Source organism: Mycobacterium sp. NGS67 (assembly GCF_059812185.1).
Map to the genome: position 1 here is coordinate 49,000 of NZ_JCALCF010000002.1, position 16,461 is coordinate 65,460.

Genomic DNA, 16,461 nt, shown 5'->3' on the forward strand with positions numbered 1-16,461 from the left:
GGACGGACGCGTTCTGACCCTACGGTTCGGTTTGGCCGTGGGCGTTCTTGCAGGTGGTGTATTTGCGTAGTTCGACCATGCGGTTATGCGGTCCGCAGGCCAGGGTCAGCTCGTCGATGTGGGTGCGGCGCTTGGCGAACCAGCCCTCCAGATGATGGACCTGGGTCCAGTAGCCCTTGACGGTGCAGCCCGGGCAGGTGCAACCCCGCTCTTTAGACAGCAGCACCAGCCGCTGCTCGGGCGAAGCGATGCGCTTGCCGTGATAGAGGGCTTTGGTTTTGTCCTTGTCGAACACCGCCAAATATTGGTAGGCATGCGAGGCTTGGGCGATCACATCGGCCATCGGCAACAGGGTGCCTCCGGCGGTCAGCCCGTGTCCGGCGCCGGCTTCGAGTTCGGCCAGGGTGGTGGTGATCACGATGCAGGTCGGCAACCCGTGATGGCGGCCTAACTTCTTCGACATCAGCAGCGCGCGCAGCGCGGCCAGCAGCCCGTCGTGGTTGCGTTGCTCAGCACTGCGGGCATCACGCTGCACCGCCTCCTGCGGGGCGCGCCCGTCGACCGTCGGGTGCTCATCTGCGGGGTTACACATTCCCGGGGCGCCCAGTTTGGCCAACACCGGCTCCAGGGTGGCCCGAAACTGCGGGGAGATCAGCCCACTGAGCTTGGACATCCCATCAGCCTGCTGGCGCCCGATGGTGATGCCGCGTCTGCTGCGGGCCCGCTCGGCCTCCTCGGGTTCGAAGTCGCCGTCGGGTTTGAGGCAGTCCTTGAGCACCTGGGCGTATTCGGCCAACTCATCGGGGCGAAACCCGGTGCCCACCAACACCAGCTTGGCTTCGGCATCAACACGGGTGGGTGCGTCCACCGCCTCGGGCAGCTTCTTGAAGAACTTCTGCACGATCCCCACCTGCTCGCCGCCGAGCAGCCCCTCACGCTCGGCGGCGGCCACCGCCGGCAACACCGGCTCCAGCGGCTCCCCCGTGAGCGCGCGGCGCGGACCCAGATCGGCGGCGTGGGCGATGCGCTGAGCGGCCTCGGCCTTGGTGATCCGCAACCGGTTCGCTAACGCCTCGCGCAACGAACCCCCCAGCTCCTGCGCGGTGGCTTCGGCACCGAGTTGATTGATCAACGCGTGCTGAGGCACCCGCGCCCGACGGATCCCCCGCTCGATGCGGTCCATGATCTCCATCCGCCGCGAATTGTCCAGCGCATCAAAACTCAACTCGCACAAACGATCCAAAGCATCACCATACGCGACGAGGACCTCCTCGATCTCCGCGTACGTGCTGGCCGGCATGCCATGATTCTACGAAGGGGCACCGACAAGCACGCGAAGCCAAAGGCCAAGCTGTGCACAAACATTCAACTGTGGATAAGTGCGGATGCGGAGCCCGACCGGTCGACATCCCGCAATAGCGCCTGGTGTTGTCCACCGAGGTGATAGGAGGTGCCGGTGCGCCCACCTCCGGCGTGGTCACCAGGCGCAGGTTGCGTGCTGAGCTCGAGATGCGTTAGTGGGCAACTTAATTCGTTGAGTCGCGTCCATCAACCACAAACATCTGCGGCAGCGGCCAATTCGTCCCACGTACGTCGACCCGCGCTGGGCGAGACCTAGTCGCCACCGCCGCAGCCGCCACCACACCCGCCGGCGCACCCTCCGCCGTCGCCGCCGCTGCAACCGCCGGCATCGCCGCCGCCGCAACCACCCGACCCGTCCGAACCCGATCCGGACGACCAGATCCCACGACCCCCATTGCGTCGGGCGTCTGGCGAGTTGCGCAAACCTTGGACGACGCCCCAGAGCAGCAGGCCACCGGCCCCGCCGATGATGCCCAGTACGACGCTCGACATGCGCCAAGGTTACGCCGGATATCACGCGTATCTGCCGGCATCTCGATGCGCCGCTCTACAGTGATGCGGTGCGGTATCGACGACAGGATCGATACGAACGAGCAAGCCGTGCGGTCGCTGATCTCCAGTTGCCGGAGGCCGTCTTCAAGACGTGCTCCTGGCAGCCGCGCGCGCTCATCGAGACCGGGCTGCGCCAATGGCTTCGGTGCTGCGCACCGGCGTTGCGGGACAAACAGGTGATCGGCATGCCGTCCCACGCGGTAGACGAGGCCTGGCACGGTCTGATCCTGTGTACCGCCCGGTATGCGACGTTCTGTGATCAGGCGTACGGCCGGTTTCTGCACCACCACCCCGATGGTGCTGCGCCGGAGGGGAGCCGCGCGGCGAGCGATTCGGCCGACGAGCAACTGCGCCGCACCGTGATCGCCTGGCACTTGGTGGCTCAACCCGGAGAGCAATGCGTGCTGTGGGACCTCGACGAGCAGGTCGGAGTCGAGCGTCCCTGGGGCATCCCGGCGGCCCGGGTCAACGAGATCCGGACCGCGGCCGCACGGCTCGTCTGACGGGGTTGACGTGACCCGCCGCGGAACCGATCCGGGTGTGCTGTAGAAAAATCATGTGCCAGGCGATTTTCCCGACGCCACCGACGCGGCTTCGTTGCCGTACTTCGTGCGTGACGAAAACCATTACGTCCCAACCGTTATCGCCCGAGGGGGCTGGGGGCCCTCGCTGAGCGGCCACGTTGTCGGCGGCCTGCTCGGCTGGGCGGCAGAACGCGCGGTCGACGACCCGCAGTTCCAACCGGCACGGCTCACCGTCGACCTGCCCCGGCCGACCGCGCTGAAACCGCTCGAGGTGCACACCCGCGTGCAGCAGGACCGGCGACGGCTGCGAACCGTCGAAGCCACCTTGATCCAGGACGGGGCGATCGTCGCGAACGCCAGCGCGCTGTTCTTGCGGCGCGGTGAACAGCCCGACGGACAGGTGTGGTCGACACCGGTGCAACTGCCGCCGCTACCAACCGATCCGGACGGCGTCCAGTCACTGTTCATCCGGACCTACGGTTGGGGCACCGAGGTGCAGAATCCCGATCCGGAATGGACGCAGCAGCAGGGTCCCAAGTACACCTGGCTACAGGAGACCCGGCCTCTGATCGACGACGAACCGTTCACGCCCTTCACCCGTGCCGCAATGGCAGGCGACATCACGGCGTCGATCGCTAACTGGGGCACCAAAGGGTTGCAGTTCATCAACGTCGACTACACGCTCACCCTGAGCCGACTGCCCGACGGACCTCATATCGGTCTTGCGTCACTGACGCACTACAGCAACGACGGGGTCGCCACCGGTGCGGCCGTCCTCGTCGACCAGAACGGGCCGATAGGCAACGGTGTCGCGGTCGCCATCGCGCAATCCGGATTCCGTCCCACCTCGGCGAGGCCACCGGACGGTCAATGATCCCGATCACTCAGCAGGCACAGCGCGGTGAGCAACTGCCACAACAGGATCGAGTACACACTGCCGCGTTCCCATGTGCCCTTGGGAATCGACTGCAGCACCGGCAACCCGCTGGCGAACCCCACAAAGCATAGAAAACCCAGTGCTGCAATCGCTTTGGAGACCCTGCGGTACCAGGCGCGCTGACTGAGCACGCCCGAACCGGCCACGACGGCGGCGTTTCCGCCCACGATCGCCAGCACGGCCCCGACGGCGTGCAACGTGCCGCGGTGCACGGTGCCGACTATGCAGTTGCCGACGGCATTCGCGGCGGCCAGGCCGAGCAAGACACGGGCGCCGCCCATGGGCGGCCGACCGATGATCAAACCCGCTCCGAGCAGGAACAGCACGCCTTGCCAGCAGAACGCGAAATGCATCAGGCGCGTCCGAGGACCGAACAGGCCGAGGTCACTGATGTAGTTGTGCGCGTAGCTGTAATCGGATCCGAGGGCGGTTGCCGCGATCGCTTCCAGGAGCAGGTATCCGACTGGTCCCAGGATCCACAGGACGGCCCCGAGTCGCGCTGCCAAGCCGGCTAACCTCTTCCGTGCCTACTCACGCCGCGGGAACCAGATGAATATTCCTGGCGCCCTTGACGTTTCGCAAACCCGAGCAGTTAACGCAGCCGATGCAACCGACGCAATCGGTGCAGCGCACGCACGCGAAGCAGGCAACGCAGCGGGTGCAGGCCACGCAGGCCAGGCACGCCACGCATTCCCGCACGGCGACGCACACCACCGTCAGCAGGCTTGCGACCACAGCGACGCTGCCGGCAGTGGCCGCCGATGCCGCGACCGCCACGCTGCCCGCGGTCGCAACCGATCCGGCGACCGCGACGCTTCCTGCGGTCGTCGCCGACCCGGCCACCGCGACACTGCCCGCAATCGCGACCGAACCCGCCACCGCGACGCTGTCCTGGACGGCGATCGAGCCCACCACCGAGTCACTGTCGGCCGCAACCGCCGAATCCAACGCAATCGCCATGGCTGCCATCATGGCAGCTGCCCGACGGAACCTCGGCGCGGCCTAGCGGATAGCCAACCCGGTCAGCGCGCGAGAGATCACCAGGCGCTGGATCTCGCTGGTGCCCTCGAAGATCGTGAAGATCTTGGCATCCCGGTGCATCCGCTCCACCGGGTAGTCGCGCGTGTAACCGTTGCCGCCCAGGATCTGGATCGCCTCGTCGGTGACGTAGACGGCGGTCTCGCTGGCGACCAGCTTGGCCATCGAGCCCTCGGCGGATTCGAAGTTCTGGTTGTTGCGGGCCATCCAGCCGGCCCGCCATACCAGCAGCCGGGCAGAGTCGATCCGGCTCTTCATGTCGGCCAGCTTGAACGCCACCGCCTGGAACTCGCCGATCTTGCGGCCGAATTGCTCACGCTGGCAGGCGTAGTCGAGCGCGTACTCGTAGGCGGCGCGGGCCACGCCGACGGCCATCGCGCCGACGGTGGGCCGGGTCCGCTCGAACGTCTTCATCGCCGCCTGTCCGCCGGCGGACGCGCCGGACTTGACCCGGGCGATCCGGGCCTCGAACTTCTCCCGGCCACCCAGGATCGCGTCCTCGGGCAACCGGACGTTGTCGAGCACCACCTCGGCGGTGTGCGACGCGCGGATGCCGTGCTTTTTGAACTTCTGGCCCTGCGCAAGGCCTTTCGTGTCGGGCCCGATGACGAAGCTGGCCTGGCCCCGGGTGCCGAGCTCGGGATAGACCGAGGCCACCACGATGTGCACGTTGGCGATACCACCGTTGGTGGCCCAGGTCTTGGTGCCGTTGAGCACCCACTCGCCGGTCGCCTCGTCGTAGCGCGCCCTGGTGCGGATACCGCCGACATCGGAACCGGCGTCGGGCTCCGAGGAGCAGAACGCACCCAGTTTGGGCTCGTCGGCGGTGCCGAACATCTCGGGCAGCCATTGTCCGAGCTGCTCGGGAGTTCCGTTGCCCGCCAACGCCGCTGCGGCCAGCCCGGTGCCCATGATGGACAACGCGATGCCCGCGTCACCCCAGAACATCTCCTCGAACGCGGTCAGCATGCCCAGTCCGGTCTCCTCGGCGGCCTGCTGTGCGAAGAAGTCCGGGGAGTACAGACCGACCTTCGCCGCCTCCTGGATCACCGGCCACGGGGTTTCCTCGCGCTCGTCCCATTCGGCGGCGGCCGGACGGATCACGTCGGCGGCGAACTTGTGCACCCAGTCGCGCACCTCGATCACGTCGTCGCTGAGTTGCATGTTGAAAGTCACGGCTGTGCTCCTGATGGTGTCGATTTCGGTGTTCGGTACTGCGCGAGGACGCTGAGCGTCTGATTCACCCACGCCTCGAAGTAGCGGTCTTCGTCGATGTTGCCGGGCAGCCGGCCGGTCAGCGCCTGCAGCGTCGCGGCGTACGACAGCGATCCGATGGCCACCGCCGCGGCCGCCTCCGGATCCGGGATGTCGGTGCGGCCGCTGCGGTTGGACACGGCGAGTTCGTCGGCGAATCGCTGGTAGGCGTTGTCGGTGATCACCTGCCAGGTCTTGTCATCGAGGTCGCCGAGTTCGTCGGGCTCCCGGAGCATGACCTTCAGCAGATCCTCGCTCTCCTTCATGTGGTGCCAGATCAGCCGGCCCGCGGTGCGCACGGCGTGTTCGACGCCCTCGGGCTCTTCGGCGTCGTACTGCTCGCGGGCGGCGACGACCCCGTCGATGCGGTGCGCGACGGCGGCTTCCAGCAACTCGCGTTTGGAGCCGAAGTGCTTGTAGAGCGCCCCGGATCCGGGTGCCAGACCCGACGCCCGTTGGATATCGGCCACCGACGTGGCCGCGTACCCCTTGGCCGCGAACAGCTTCAGCGCTTCGGCGAGTAGCCGGTCGCGTCCAGCGGTTCCCATAAGGTGAGAGAGTACTCACTCACCGACGTGGCCGGCAAAATCTGTGGCAAGCATCACCGGGCCGTCAGGCGAGGACCACCAAGCCGCAGCTTCCCGCACCGAACGACGATCCTCGTCAGAAGTAGAACCCGGCGTAGGGCGCCTGCGGCACGGCGAACAACCGATCGGCCGCCGCCAGCACGGCAGGATCCTCCGCCTGCACCAGTCCGGCCACCGCGAGGCCGGCCCAGGTGGCTCCGCCCAGCAGTACGCTGCCGAGCCCGGCGATTCCGACCCGCAGTTGCGGACACTTCCCGGTCGGCTCGGCACCGTCGCCGGTGATGGCGTAGGTAGCCGAATTCTGTTGCAAGAGTGGGTCATCGACGGCGATGGTGACCGAGTCTGCACCGGCATAGCGGCGGGCCGCCAGGGCCTTTGCGACGTCGACGATGCGCAGCCAGGTCTCGTCGTACACCGCGGTGACCTTCGCGGCCCGCCGATCGCGCAGCAGCACCGGCAGCGGATCGTCGAGGGGCAGCATCCAGAACAGCACGCGGTCAATGAGATCCAGTCCGAAGAGGAACCGCAGCAACCCGAGGTAGGCGTCGGGGTTTGGTGCGAAGAGGTCTTCCACCACAATGGTGCGCTGATCGCTGACGAACCATTTCTCGGTGTCGATGGGACGGTAGCGCACGAAGCCCGACTCGGCACCCGGTTCACCGTGCACCGCGAAATACGAAGGTCCCGGCGATGATTCGTTGCGCAGCCGCACGCTCTGCCACCACACCTGGGGCCGGTCGAGGCTGCCGGGCCGGGACGGCCGATGCTCGGAATAGATGCGCGGCAGCAGCTCCCACGCTTCGGCCGCATCCAAGAGCCGAACCGGACCTCCCGAGCCGGCGCCGGGACGTAACGTCGCCCGCGCCGTCGTGACCTCCACGCTCTGCACCGAACTCGCCACGCCGTAGCCGTAGCGCTCGTAGATCGTCGCCTCCGACGCCCGCAACGTCGCGACCACTTCGCCGCGGGCGGCGAAGTCGCGTAATTGGTGGTGCACCAACTCGGTCGCGATGCCCTGCCGGGTAGACGACGGCAGCACCCCGATATGCGTGACGGCGGCATGGCCGACGATCGCTCCGCCGGGCAGCGTCAGCCGGCTGGTCACGGCATCTGCGGTGCCGACCAGTCGGCCGTCGACGAACGCCCCGATAGTGCGCCCCGGTTCCAGCAGGGTGCCGATCTGGCCGGGCTGCAGACTGAGCGGCGGGAATCCGACCATCGCCGTGCGGAACACGTTGGACGCCGCGATGAGCTGTTCCTCGGTGTCGAGCACACGGATTTCGGTGTTCACCGGCCTATCATGCCGCGATGCAAGAACTTTGGAGTGCGCGGCTCGACACTGACGGTCGGCCGAAGCAGATCAGCTGGCGGGATTACGCGAGCGCTCGCAGCAAATTGCCAGGGAAGTGTCCTTCGCTGAGGCGTTACGCCATGGCGCCAGGTGGGTACATGTTTGAGTGAACGGTTGTTCGCAGAGCTAAAACGGGGTGCGGCCCGCAGCGCCTTGAAGGCTCGATTCGCGGAGGAGTATTCATGCCTGAAGTCGCACTTCATCACGACGGATACCCGAAGTATCGCCGGATGGTGCGCTTCGATTGGTCGGACACGCCCCTGCACTGGGTGCCGGATGACCCGTTCTCGACACACATGATCAATGTGTTGCATCTGCTGCTGCCGGAGGGAGAGCGGCATTTCATCAAGGCCGTCCTCGAGGCGTCGTCGCTGGTCGACGATCCGGAACTGGAAGCGGCGATCAAACCTTTCATCCAGCAGGAGTCCTGGCATGCCTGGGCGCATCAGATCGTGCTGGACCATCTGGCCGAACAGGGCATCGACACCAAGCCGTACACCGACCGGCTCGGGAAGACGTTGTCGGTCAGCCTCGGTGATCCGCCCAAGTTCTTTCCGCCTGCGCTCAAGCGCTGGTGGCTGTATCGACGCCTGGCGGATGTGGCCGCGCTGGAACATTTCACCGCGATGCTGGGCGAGTGGGTGCTGACCAACCGCGGTCTGGACTACGCGAAGGCCGACCCCATGATGCTTGATCTGTTGCGTTGGCACGGGGCCGAGGAGGTCGAGCACCGCTCGCTGGTCTTCGACGTCTACCAGCACGTGTGCGGGAACTACGCCATCCGGGCTTTCTCCATGCTGATGACCGCCCCGCTGTTCATCGGCTGGTGGATCGCCGGCGCCAGATACCTGATGAACAGCGACCCGACCATCGACGACAAATGGCGGTGGCGCGACTGGATGCGGGCGGCGCGTCAGTACCGGCTGCCCGGACCCTGGAAACTGCTGGTGACCTCACCCGCCCGGTACATGCGGCCCAGCCATCACCCCGGCGCCGAAGCCGACAGCCAGATGGCGATCGATTACCTGAACTATTCGCCGGTGGCCAAGGCGGCGCGCGAACGCGCGCGTGGCGCAGCACGTTTCGACAGTTTCGATGGGGGAGCGGAGAGGGTCGCGGTGCGATGAGAGTCTCGGTGGATCTCGACACATGCGATGGGAACGGCGTCTGCATGAGCATTTGCCACGAGGTGTTCGACGTGCGGGAAGACGGGCTGCACGTACTTCAGGACGAGCCCGAGGCAGCGCTGCGCCAGCAGTTGAAGGGCGCTGAAGTGTCCTGTCCGACTCAGGCGATCACGGTGCGGGACTAAGTGATGCCGACCGATCTGAAACGGGTGGTCGTCGTCGGCGCCGGGGTCGCCGGGACGCGGGCCGCCGAGACGTTGCGGTTGGAGGGCTACGACGGCGAACTCACCGTCGTGGGGTCCGAACGGCACGCGCCGTACCATCGTCCGCCGTTGTCGAAGAAGTTCCTCAGTGGGCAGGTGCACCGGGCCGGCATCGATCTGGCTCCGCAATTCGATATGGAGGCACGCGTACTGCGCGGAGCATCGGCGCTGAGCGTCGACATGTCCTCGAGGACCGTGCGGGTCCGAGACGGTGACGACGAACTCGCGCTGCCGTTCGACGGTCTGGTGATCGCCAGCGGCGCAGTCCCCCGCGAATGGCCGGCGGGACCGGTTCCCGACGGCGTCTTGGTGCTCCGCACGGTCGAGGACTGCCTGGCCATCCGCGAACGCCTTGCCTCGCGACCCCGGGTAGTGATCGTCGGTGGGGGATTCATCGGTGCCGAGGTCGCGGCAACCTGCCGCTCGATCGGGTTGGACGTGGTCCTCGTCGAGCAGGGTGATAATCCCTTACTCGGCGCGCTGGGAAAGGAGTTGGCTCCCCGTTGGGCCGACCTGCACCGTCAGCATGGCGTCGACCTGCGCGTCGGCGTCGGCGTCGACGAGTTCATCGGCAACGGGCAGGTCCAGTCGGTGCGACTGACCGACGGGTCGGAGCTGCCGGCCGACCTTGTCATCATCGGGCTGGGGGTGACTCCGGCCACCGATTGGCTGGACGGCTCGGGACTGCGCGTCGACGACGGCGTCGTCTGCGACGCAACAGGCGCAGCCGAAGGCGGTGAGGGCGTCGTCGCCGTTGGTGACGTGGCGTCGTGGTGGCATCCGCTCTATGAGCGCCAGCTGCGTGTCGAACACTGGGACCATGCCGGCCAGCAAGGCGTGGTGGCGGCTCAAACGCTGCTCGCGGGGCCCGGACACGGACGTGAATATGACGAGATTCCGTACTTCTGGTCCGATCAGTATGCCGTCAAGGTCCAGATGCTGGGTGTGCCAACGGATTACGACGCAGTCGAGGTTGTCGAAGGCGATCCGGACGGGTGGGAATTCGTTGCCGCCTATGGACGCAACGGCCAGACGATTGCGGTTTTGGCAACCGTGACAGGGCGAGTGGGGGCTTACCGCGACGCGATCGCCGACCGCGCGCCGTTCCCGCCCAGCCGGCCGGATTAGAAATCAGTTGCCCGCCAGATGGTTACCGGCGGCGGTGACCAGAGCCGCTTCGGTCCAGCGCCGCAGCACCGCGGACCACGCCGGTCGATCGGTCGAGTCTCCCGCCCAGGCGATGTAGCCGTCGGGACGCACCAGCACCGCCGGGCCGTCGTCCGTCCGTTCGGCCTGGACCAGGTCGAACGCATCGACGGGGTGTGCTCCGCGTTCGCGGACGAGCACGAAACCCGGTAGCAGACGCTGCAATTCGGTCAGTCGCCGTCCGGTCATCAGCGGAATCTGGGTGGCCCGGGTGCCCACCAGCGGGCTCTCGCCGCGCCGGCGCGGATACCGCAGCGCCGTCCCGGCGAAACTGCCGGCTACCGCGTCCCGTACCCGGGGCCGACGTAGCAACAAGGGCGCCAACATGTTTCGCAGCGCGCGTGCCGGCCGCGGATGGAGGGTGACGGCCCGGGCCAGCAGGCCGGATTGCAGCAGGACTCGCTTGCCGATCGGGTGACGCTCGTCGTGATAGGTGTCCAGTACGGCATCGGCGGCGCCGTCGAGTACCGCGTCGATCTTCCATGCCAGGTTCGCCGCGTCCTGGATGCCGGTGTTCATGCCCTGCCCTCCCATCGGGGAGTGGACGTGCGCGGCGTCGCCTGCCAGGAAGACGCGGCCGTGCCGATAGCGCGTGACTTGCCTTTCCTCAGAATGGAAACGGGACTTCCACTCGATGTCGAGCACGTCGAGGTCGGCGCCGATCGATTGGGCCAGGATGCCGGTGATTTCGGCGTCTCGTACCGGTTCGCTGTCGGGTAGCTGGTTGTTGCGGTCCCAGACCATCGTGCGGTACCAGGTGCCGGCGGCGTCGGTGCGGCGGTAGGGCGCCAGGAACGCGAAGGTGTTCCGGGTGCTGCCGACTCGCAGGCTGTCGCCGGCCGGTCGGCGTGCCACCTTGATGTCGGCCAGCACCACCGACGACAAGATCGTCTTTCCGGGAAAGTCCGCGCCCAGTAGCGTGCGAACCGTGCTGTGCGCACCGTCAGCACCGATGACATAGCGTGCGCGCCAACGGGTTCCGTCTTTGGTCGTGACGGTGACACCGTCGGCGTCTTGCTGGAGTTCGGTGACTTCGACGCCGCGGCGGATGTCGGCACCGTGGGCGGCGGCGTAGTCATGTAGTGCCTGGTCGACATTGACCTGCGGCGTCACCATCACGAAACGGTAGGCCGAGTCGAGATGGGTCAGGTCGATGCGCGCACCGCCGAAAATCGTCACACCCGGCGCCCGATGCGCCTGAGCCAGCAGATCCTCGGCCAGGCCGCGGGCGTCCAGCACCTCGAGAGTGCGGGCCATGGTGGCGAACGCGCGGCTGGACGGGTTCACCGTCGGCCAGCGGTCGAGCACGATCACCGACCGGCCCGCCCAGGCCAGGTCACCGGCGGCGGTGAGTCCGGTGGGTCCGGCGCCCACGACCAGCACGTCAACGTCATGAGCGGTCATTTCGCCACCGCCTCGGGGTACCAGCGCCGGATGTCGTCCGGGGTGGACTGGGCCGCGCGATTGAAGACGAATCGACAGCCGGGTTGGCTGATGTGCGCGGCGTTGATGATGGCTTCGAACAGCAACGTGTTGGCTGCGACCAGTCGTACGCCGGCTCCGATGAGTACCGCGTCGTAGTGGCCGGCTTCCAGCCACCGGCGGGCTTTGGCGGCACCGGGCTCGCCGAAGCCGATCAGGCAGTTGTCGACGTGGTAACCGGCGGCGCGCAACGCGGCGACGTTGTCGTCGTTGGCGGCGCGCAGCCCCTCCCTGTTCAGGCCCGGGAACTGGGCGAAGTCGGGCGAGGAGTAGTCGATCACGTCGGGATCGAGCCCGATCTGGATTGCTGTGACGGCCATGTCCGCTACCTCCTGCCGCGAGTTCAACAACTGTTGAATCTCAACGTAGACCCCGCGGATGGCCATGTCAACAGTTGTTGAATACACTGCTGGCATGGCTTCCAGGACGCGCGATACCCGAGACGGGCAGACCACCCGGGCGACGATCCTGGCCACCGCGCGGTCCCAGTTCGGTGACCACGGTTTCGAACGCACGACCATCCGTTCGGTGGCGTCCGCGGCCGGTGTCGACCCCGCGCTGGTCATGCACTACTTCGGAAGCAAGGCCGAATTGTTCGCCGCCGCTTCGCGATTCGACATCACGTTCCCGGATCTGTCCGGTGTCGCGCCCGAGCGCCTCGCCGACGTGCTGCTGCCGATGTTCGTCTCGGTGTGGGGTTCGGAGGGACCGTTTCTGCCCCTGCTGCGCGCCGCGGCCACCAACCCCGTTGCCGCGGACGCGTTGCTCGAGGTGTTCGTCGAGCGGGTGGCCCCGGCCCTGGCCGCAGCCGTTCCCGATCGCGCCGCCGAGCGCGCCGCGCTGGTCGGATCGCAGATACTGGGCTTGGCGACCGCACGCTACGTGTTGCGGATTCCGGCACTGGCCGACATGGACGACGCGACTCTGACCGAGTGGTTGCGGCCGGTGCTCGCGCACTACCTGACCGGGGCCGGCCCTAGCGGACCGTGAAGTGGCCGGACTCCGGTTCGGCGAGCATGCTCGTCAGCGTCGCGCGGTCGTACGGCCACAGGTCGACGCTGTTGTTCTCGGTCAGATACCACGAGTTGCAGCCGGTGTTCCACACCGTCGGTCCCATCGCCTCGGCCACGTCGGCATTGAATTCGTCGGTGGCTTCCTCGGTCACTTCGATCGACGTGGCCTCGCCGTCGCGAAGCATCTCCAAGAACCGGGCGATGTAGTTGGCCGTCCGTTCCGCCGAATACTGCAGCGAGATGGATCCGGTGGGGGAGTTGGGGCCCAGGACGGTGAAAAGATTGGGGAATCCCGGGATCGCCGTCATCCGGTACGCCCTCGGTCCGGCGGCCCAGGCCTTGTCGATGGTCAGGCCGTCGCGTCCGGTGATCTCCATGGGGCGCATGTAGTTGTGCGCCAGGAATCCGGTGGCCAGCACGATGACGTCGGCAGGCCGGGTCCGGCCGTCGGCCGTGCGGACACCGGCCGGGGTGACCTCGGCGATCCGCTCGGTCACCAGCTCGGCGTTGTCGGATTGGATTGCGCGGTAATAGGTTCCCGAGACCACTTGCCGTTTGCACAGCGGCTGATAGTCGGGAGTGAGCTTTGCCCGCAGTGCTTGGTCACGCACCTGTATACGCAGACACAGGCGGGCATAACCCTGTACCGCGCGCCGCCGCCAGGACGGGCGGGTGGTGACGTCGGCCAGAATGCCCGAAACCCACAGCAACCTCTGATACATCCAGTCGTGGGCGGTAGGGAAGCGCTGTAGCGCGGCCCCGAGAAAGCTGCTCTGCCGCAACGACATCGGGGCCCACAGGATCCATTGCGCAGAGCGGACGTAGTGAGTGACGGAGCGCGCCTTCGGTTGCAGGGCGGACACGATCTGCACGCCGGTGGATCCGGTCCCGATCACCGCGATCTGCTTCCCGACCGTGTCGACGGTGTCGTCCCACCGTGCGGTGTGCACGACCGGGCCAATGAACTCATCGAGTCCGGGTATGTCGGGGATGGCGGGATGGTGCAGCACGCCCGTCGCGCAGACGACCACGTCGGCAGCGATCTCCTCGCCGGCGTCGGTGCACAACGTCCAGCCGGCACGGTCCTCATCCCATTGCGCGGCAACGACTTCGGTGTTCAGCCGGATCCGCTCGGCGAGCCCGAGTCGGTCGACCACGTCGCGGTGGTAGCGCTGGATGGCGTCCCCGTCGGCCCAGATATGGGACCAATCGGGCTTGGGCGCGAACCCGAATTGGTAGATCTGCGAGGGTACGTCGCAGGTCAGGCCGGGGTAACGGTTCCAGTGCCAGACTCCGCCGACGTCGGTGCCCTTCTCCAGCACGGTGACGTCGTCGAATCCGCGTTGGGTGAAGACGTGCAGCGCGGTGATCCCCGCCAGCCCCGCGCCGATGATCACGACTCTGGGCGCAGATGTCGTGCACCGGTCCGTCATCGCTTCTCCCTCGAGGGTCTAGGGGCACCCGTTCGGGACAGAAAGGCGAACCGTTCCCGCAGCTCGTCCTCATCGATCCCGAACTCCGCTGGCGTGTAGCGGTGCCGTCCCCTGTCGGCGGTGTGCGACGAATGGTAGTCGGCGACGAATTGCTCGAGTGCGCCCGGCGGCTCCATGCCCGCGGCACGATAGATGACATCCAGTGCGGCAGCAGGATTCGCGGTGAATCGGCGGTAGTCGAGGTCGACGAAGGTCACGTCGTTCGCTGCGGGCGACGCGCGGAACTCGCTCGCCCGACGCAACCACAGTTCGCTCTGCTCGACCTGTTGTCGGCCGACCTCGACTGCATCGACGTCGTCGCTGTAGGTGGACCGGTACACGGCGAACAAGCTGGATCCCGACGTCAGCGTCTCCACGATGTCGCGTTCGATCTGTACGACGACGGCGCCGGGAAAGGTGGCGACCAGATGCCGCAGTTCCGCGGTGTGGGCCGGTGCTTTGAGGACGAAGCGGCGGTCGTCGTGCGTCGCCAGCAGCTGCAAGACTTCCCGATAGCGGGCGTAGCTGGCGCCGAAGTCCTGCTCGGACAACCACTTTGCGTACTGCGGCAACCGCAGCATCGACGTGAAACCCCAGTTGCGCAGGTCGGTCCCCATCCCCAACACGCATTCCTCGGGCAGCGTGGGTCCCGACGGATGAACGAACGCCATATCGGGATTGAGTGTGTGCAGCATCAGGGTTGCCGGCGCGGTGATGAACGGGTCCGGGGGCGGTTGTGGGCCGGCGAACAGCCATGGGGCGACGAGTTCTGCGGGCAGCGGAGCGCGCAAACGTGGGTCGCTACCCAGCAGCCGGAACAGAAACGTCGTTCCCGTCCGCCAGCCACCGATGATGACGATCGGCGGGACGAGCTGTGCGGCAGCGACTTCGGGGTGATCGGCACGGTACTGAGCGATGGTGGCACCGGCGGTCAGTCTGCCGACGGCCAGTTGACGCGCCATTCGTATCCCGATCGCGTTGAGCCGCGCATCCTGGTGCGCTGACTTCAAGAACGCGTCCAGTCCGTTGCGCCAGCCGTCGGCGAACAGCGATTCGTCGCAGCGGCGCGAGGCCTTCTCGATCACGGCTTGCGGATCGAGGAGGTATCGCTCGGGATGCTCTGCGCGTTCCCGTTCGGCGGCCGCATAGATGGCGGCTGCCTCCGGGCTTCGTGCCGGGGCGCGCCAGCTCATCCGAGCTCACCGAGTGGGACGCGGCGCACGGTGGGCAGCTCCGGTTCGGTTGCCGGCTGCAGGAACCGCATGACGAACAGGCCGAAGGCACGTCCTTCGGTGTCGAGCCAGTCGTATCCGGCGACGTGCGGATCCCGGCCGGCGAGTACGAAGCGAAAGCGTCCGTCGGTGAGCGTGCTGGTCGCCCCGGTACGTGAAACGACCCGATGGCGATAGTCCAGCGAGTTCAGGAAACGGTTGTACAGCACGATGTTCCAATGCCGGCATGTCACCGATGGCCCCTCCACGACAAGCGCTTCGTCGGGTCCCAGCTGCCAGGCTCCGCGTAGATAGTGGATCCCGGGCTCGGTGAACGCCGCCCCGCCGACCATCGACGTCCAGTGACGTACGGTGTTGGGCGCCTTGAGGTCGTCGGCCACAGCGAACCCGAGCAGCGTGGGCAGCTGACCCACGAACGTGCCGACCCGAGACAGCTCGCGGTCCACGCGTCGCCGGTCGACCGGTGCCACGGCCGCACCGTTCAGCGCCTCGATGCGACACCACCCCGGACGGGCCGGACGAGTCTCGTCGTGGACGTAACGCACCCACACCGAGGTCGAACCTTCCGGCAACCGCAAAGCCACACCATCATCGGAGCTGTTGGGGGACAACGCGATCGAGAACTCACCGGCGGCGTCGGGTACCAGGTCGCCGCTGTCGATGCGCGCCACGGCGCTCGTCGTCGCGATATTCGTCCCGGCGTAGACCGTGACCGACTGATACACCGAGTCGCCGATGTTGCCGGTGATCCGGTACTCGCCGTCGTCGCGGATGTCGGTGATCCAGTAGCGGTAATCCGGATTGTCCATGAAGAACTTCTCGCGCCAACCGTTGAACGGCACGAGTTCGGGGACATCACGGTCGATTTCGACCCGTCCGAGCAGATTGTTCAGCGCCCGCAACAACGCGAGTTGAGCGTCGGCATCGTCTTCGGCAGCCGACATCGCTTCACTGGCAGCCGACAGCCCGGAAATCAGATCCCGCCAGCCGTCGCCCGAGCCGCCCGTGACCATCGGAAGCGAGTTTCGCTCAGCGGCACTGGCCTGTCAACGCGCGAAGAG

Annotated in this window: 18 protein-coding genes; 6 read left to right on the forward strand and 12 right to left on the reverse strand. The window is 66.8% G+C overall.

Translation table 11 applies throughout. The features are described from left to right. Positions 1–19: 19 nt before the first annotated feature. Both AC5Y4D_RS01775 and AC5Y4D_RS01780 read right to left on the reverse strand, forming a co-directional pair. Entirely contained in the window at positions 20–1,300 is a 1,281-nt protein-coding gene (locus tag AC5Y4D_RS01775; RefSeq protein ID WP_500036186.1) for an HNH endonuclease signature motif containing protein, read from the reverse strand. A 314-nt stretch (positions 1,301–1,614) separates the two neighbouring features. After that, on the reverse strand, positions 1,615–1,854 hold the full coding sequence (locus AC5Y4D_RS01780) for a hypothetical protein (protein ID WP_500036187.1): 240 nt from the start codon (positions 1,852–1,854) through the stop codon (positions 1,615–1,617). A 68-nt stretch (positions 1,855–1,922) separates the two neighbouring features. Between AC5Y4D_RS01780 and AC5Y4D_RS01785 the strand changes: the two genes are divergently transcribed. Together AC5Y4D_RS01785 and AC5Y4D_RS01790 are read left to right on the forward strand one after the other, a co-directional pair. Then, on the forward strand, positions 1,923–2,417 hold the full coding sequence (locus tag AC5Y4D_RS01785) for a UCP032817 domain-containing protein (protein WP_500036188.1): 495 nt from the start codon (positions 1,923–1,925) through the stop codon (positions 2,415–2,417). A 106-nt stretch (positions 2,418–2,523) separates the two neighbouring features. Beyond that, positions 2,524–3,312 (forward strand): thioesterase family protein, encoded by a 789-nt coding sequence (locus AC5Y4D_RS01790; RefSeq protein ID WP_500036291.1) that lies wholly within the window; start codon positions 2,524–2,526, stop codon positions 3,310–3,312. Here AC5Y4D_RS01790 and AC5Y4D_RS01795 read toward each other — a convergent pair. The 5 genes from AC5Y4D_RS01795 to AC5Y4D_RS01815 all read right to left on the reverse strand — a co-directional run bounded on the left by AC5Y4D_RS01795 (position 3,306) and on the right by AC5Y4D_RS01815 (position 7,545). Beyond that, positions 3,306–3,881 (reverse strand): DUF998 domain-containing protein, encoded by a 576-nt coding sequence (locus AC5Y4D_RS01795; protein ID WP_500036189.1) that lies wholly within the window; start codon positions 3,879–3,881, stop codon positions 3,306–3,308. The two genes, AC5Y4D_RS01790 and AC5Y4D_RS01795, sit on opposite strands and share 7 nt — an antisense overlap. 25 nt (positions 3,882–3,906) lie before the next feature. Then, positions 3,907–4,335, reverse strand: a complete 429-nt coding sequence (locus AC5Y4D_RS01800) for a hypothetical protein (RefSeq protein ID WP_500036190.1) — start codon at positions 4,333–4,335, stop codon at positions 3,907–3,909. Positions 4,336–4,377: 42 nt separating this feature from the next. Beyond that, complete coding sequence (locus AC5Y4D_RS01805) at positions 4,378–5,589, reverse strand: acyl-CoA dehydrogenase family protein (RefSeq protein WP_499991533.1); 1,212 nt, start codon at positions 5,587–5,589, stop codon at positions 4,378–4,380. Beyond that, positions 5,586–6,215 (reverse strand): TetR/AcrR family transcriptional regulator, encoded by a 630-nt coding sequence (locus AC5Y4D_RS01810; RefSeq protein WP_500036191.1) that lies wholly within the window; start codon positions 6,213–6,215, stop codon positions 5,586–5,588. Before AC5Y4D_RS01810 ends, AC5Y4D_RS01805 begins: the two co-directional genes overlap by 4 nt. 115 nt (positions 6,216–6,330) lie before the next feature. Beyond that, positions 6,331–7,545, reverse strand: coding sequence for a GNAT family N-acetyltransferase (locus AC5Y4D_RS01815; RefSeq protein WP_500036192.1), 1,215 nt, complete (start codon positions 7,543–7,545; stop codon positions 6,331–6,333). Between the two features lie 242 nt (positions 7,546–7,787). On the opposite strand from AC5Y4D_RS01815, the gene AC5Y4D_RS01820 reads away from it, so the two are divergent. From AC5Y4D_RS01820 to AC5Y4D_RS01830, 3 genes are read left to right on the forward strand one after another with little or no spacing between them, the layout of a single operon-like run. After that, positions 7,788–8,732, forward strand: a complete 945-nt coding sequence (locus tag AC5Y4D_RS01820) for a metal-dependent hydrolase (RefSeq protein ID WP_499943744.1) — start codon at positions 7,788–7,790, stop codon at positions 8,730–8,732. Beyond that, positions 8,729–8,917, forward strand: a complete 189-nt coding sequence (locus AC5Y4D_RS01825; protein ID WP_499943745.1) for a ferredoxin — start codon at positions 8,729–8,731, stop codon at positions 8,915–8,917. Before AC5Y4D_RS01820 ends, AC5Y4D_RS01825 begins: the two co-directional genes overlap by 4 nt. A 3-nt stretch (positions 8,918–8,920) precedes the next feature. Continuing rightward, the gene (locus tag AC5Y4D_RS01830) at positions 8,921–10,123 is read left to right on the forward strand and encodes an NAD(P)/FAD-dependent oxidoreductase (RefSeq protein WP_499943746.1); all 1,203 of its coding nucleotides are present in this window, start codon (positions 8,921–8,923) and stop codon (positions 10,121–10,123) included. 3 nt (positions 10,124–10,126) lie between these two features. Here the strand turns inward: AC5Y4D_RS01830 and AC5Y4D_RS01835 are convergent, their stop codons facing one another. Both AC5Y4D_RS01835 and AC5Y4D_RS01840 read right to left on the reverse strand, forming a co-directional pair. After that, positions 10,127–11,605 (reverse strand): FAD-dependent oxidoreductase, encoded by a 1,479-nt coding sequence (locus tag AC5Y4D_RS01835; RefSeq protein ID WP_499943747.1) that lies wholly within the window; start codon positions 11,603–11,605, stop codon positions 10,127–10,129. Then, positions 11,602–12,003: a hypothetical protein gene (locus AC5Y4D_RS01840; RefSeq protein WP_499943748.1), complete on the reverse strand. Its 402-nt coding sequence runs from the start codon at positions 12,001–12,003 to the stop codon at positions 11,602–11,604. The genes AC5Y4D_RS01835 and AC5Y4D_RS01840 overlap by 4 nt, the downstream gene beginning before the upstream one ends. 94 nt (positions 12,004–12,097) lie before the next feature. On the opposite strand from AC5Y4D_RS01840, the gene AC5Y4D_RS01845 reads away from it, so the two are divergent. Then, positions 12,098–12,673 carry a TetR/AcrR family transcriptional regulator gene (locus tag AC5Y4D_RS01845; RefSeq protein ID WP_499943749.1) on the forward strand — a complete coding sequence of 192 codons (576 nt, stop codon included), beginning with the start codon at positions 12,098–12,100 and terminating at the stop codon, positions 12,671–12,673. On the opposite strand, the gene AC5Y4D_RS01850 is transcribed toward AC5Y4D_RS01845, so the two are convergent. The 3 genes from AC5Y4D_RS01850 to AC5Y4D_RS01860 are packed head-to-tail and all read right to left on the reverse strand — an operon-like array spanning position 12,660 to position 16,413. After that, positions 12,660–14,129 carry a flavin-containing monooxygenase gene (locus tag AC5Y4D_RS01850; RefSeq protein ID WP_499943750.1) on the reverse strand — a complete coding sequence of 490 codons (1,470 nt, stop codon included), beginning with the start codon at positions 14,127–14,129 and terminating at the stop codon, positions 12,660–12,662. The genes AC5Y4D_RS01845 and AC5Y4D_RS01850 overlap by 14 nt on opposite strands. Beyond that, a complete protein-coding gene (locus AC5Y4D_RS01855) occupies positions 14,126–15,361 on the reverse strand; it encodes a sulfotransferase family protein (protein ID WP_499943751.1) in 1,236 nt (411 codons plus the stop codon). Before AC5Y4D_RS01855 ends, AC5Y4D_RS01850 begins: the two co-directional genes overlap by 4 nt. After that, positions 15,358–16,413, reverse strand: coding sequence for a DUF1214 domain-containing protein (locus AC5Y4D_RS01860; RefSeq protein ID WP_499943752.1), 1,056 nt, complete (start codon positions 16,411–16,413; stop codon positions 15,358–15,360). The genes AC5Y4D_RS01855 and AC5Y4D_RS01860 overlap by 4 nt, the downstream gene beginning before the upstream one ends. Positions 16,414–16,461: the final 48 nt, after the last annotated feature.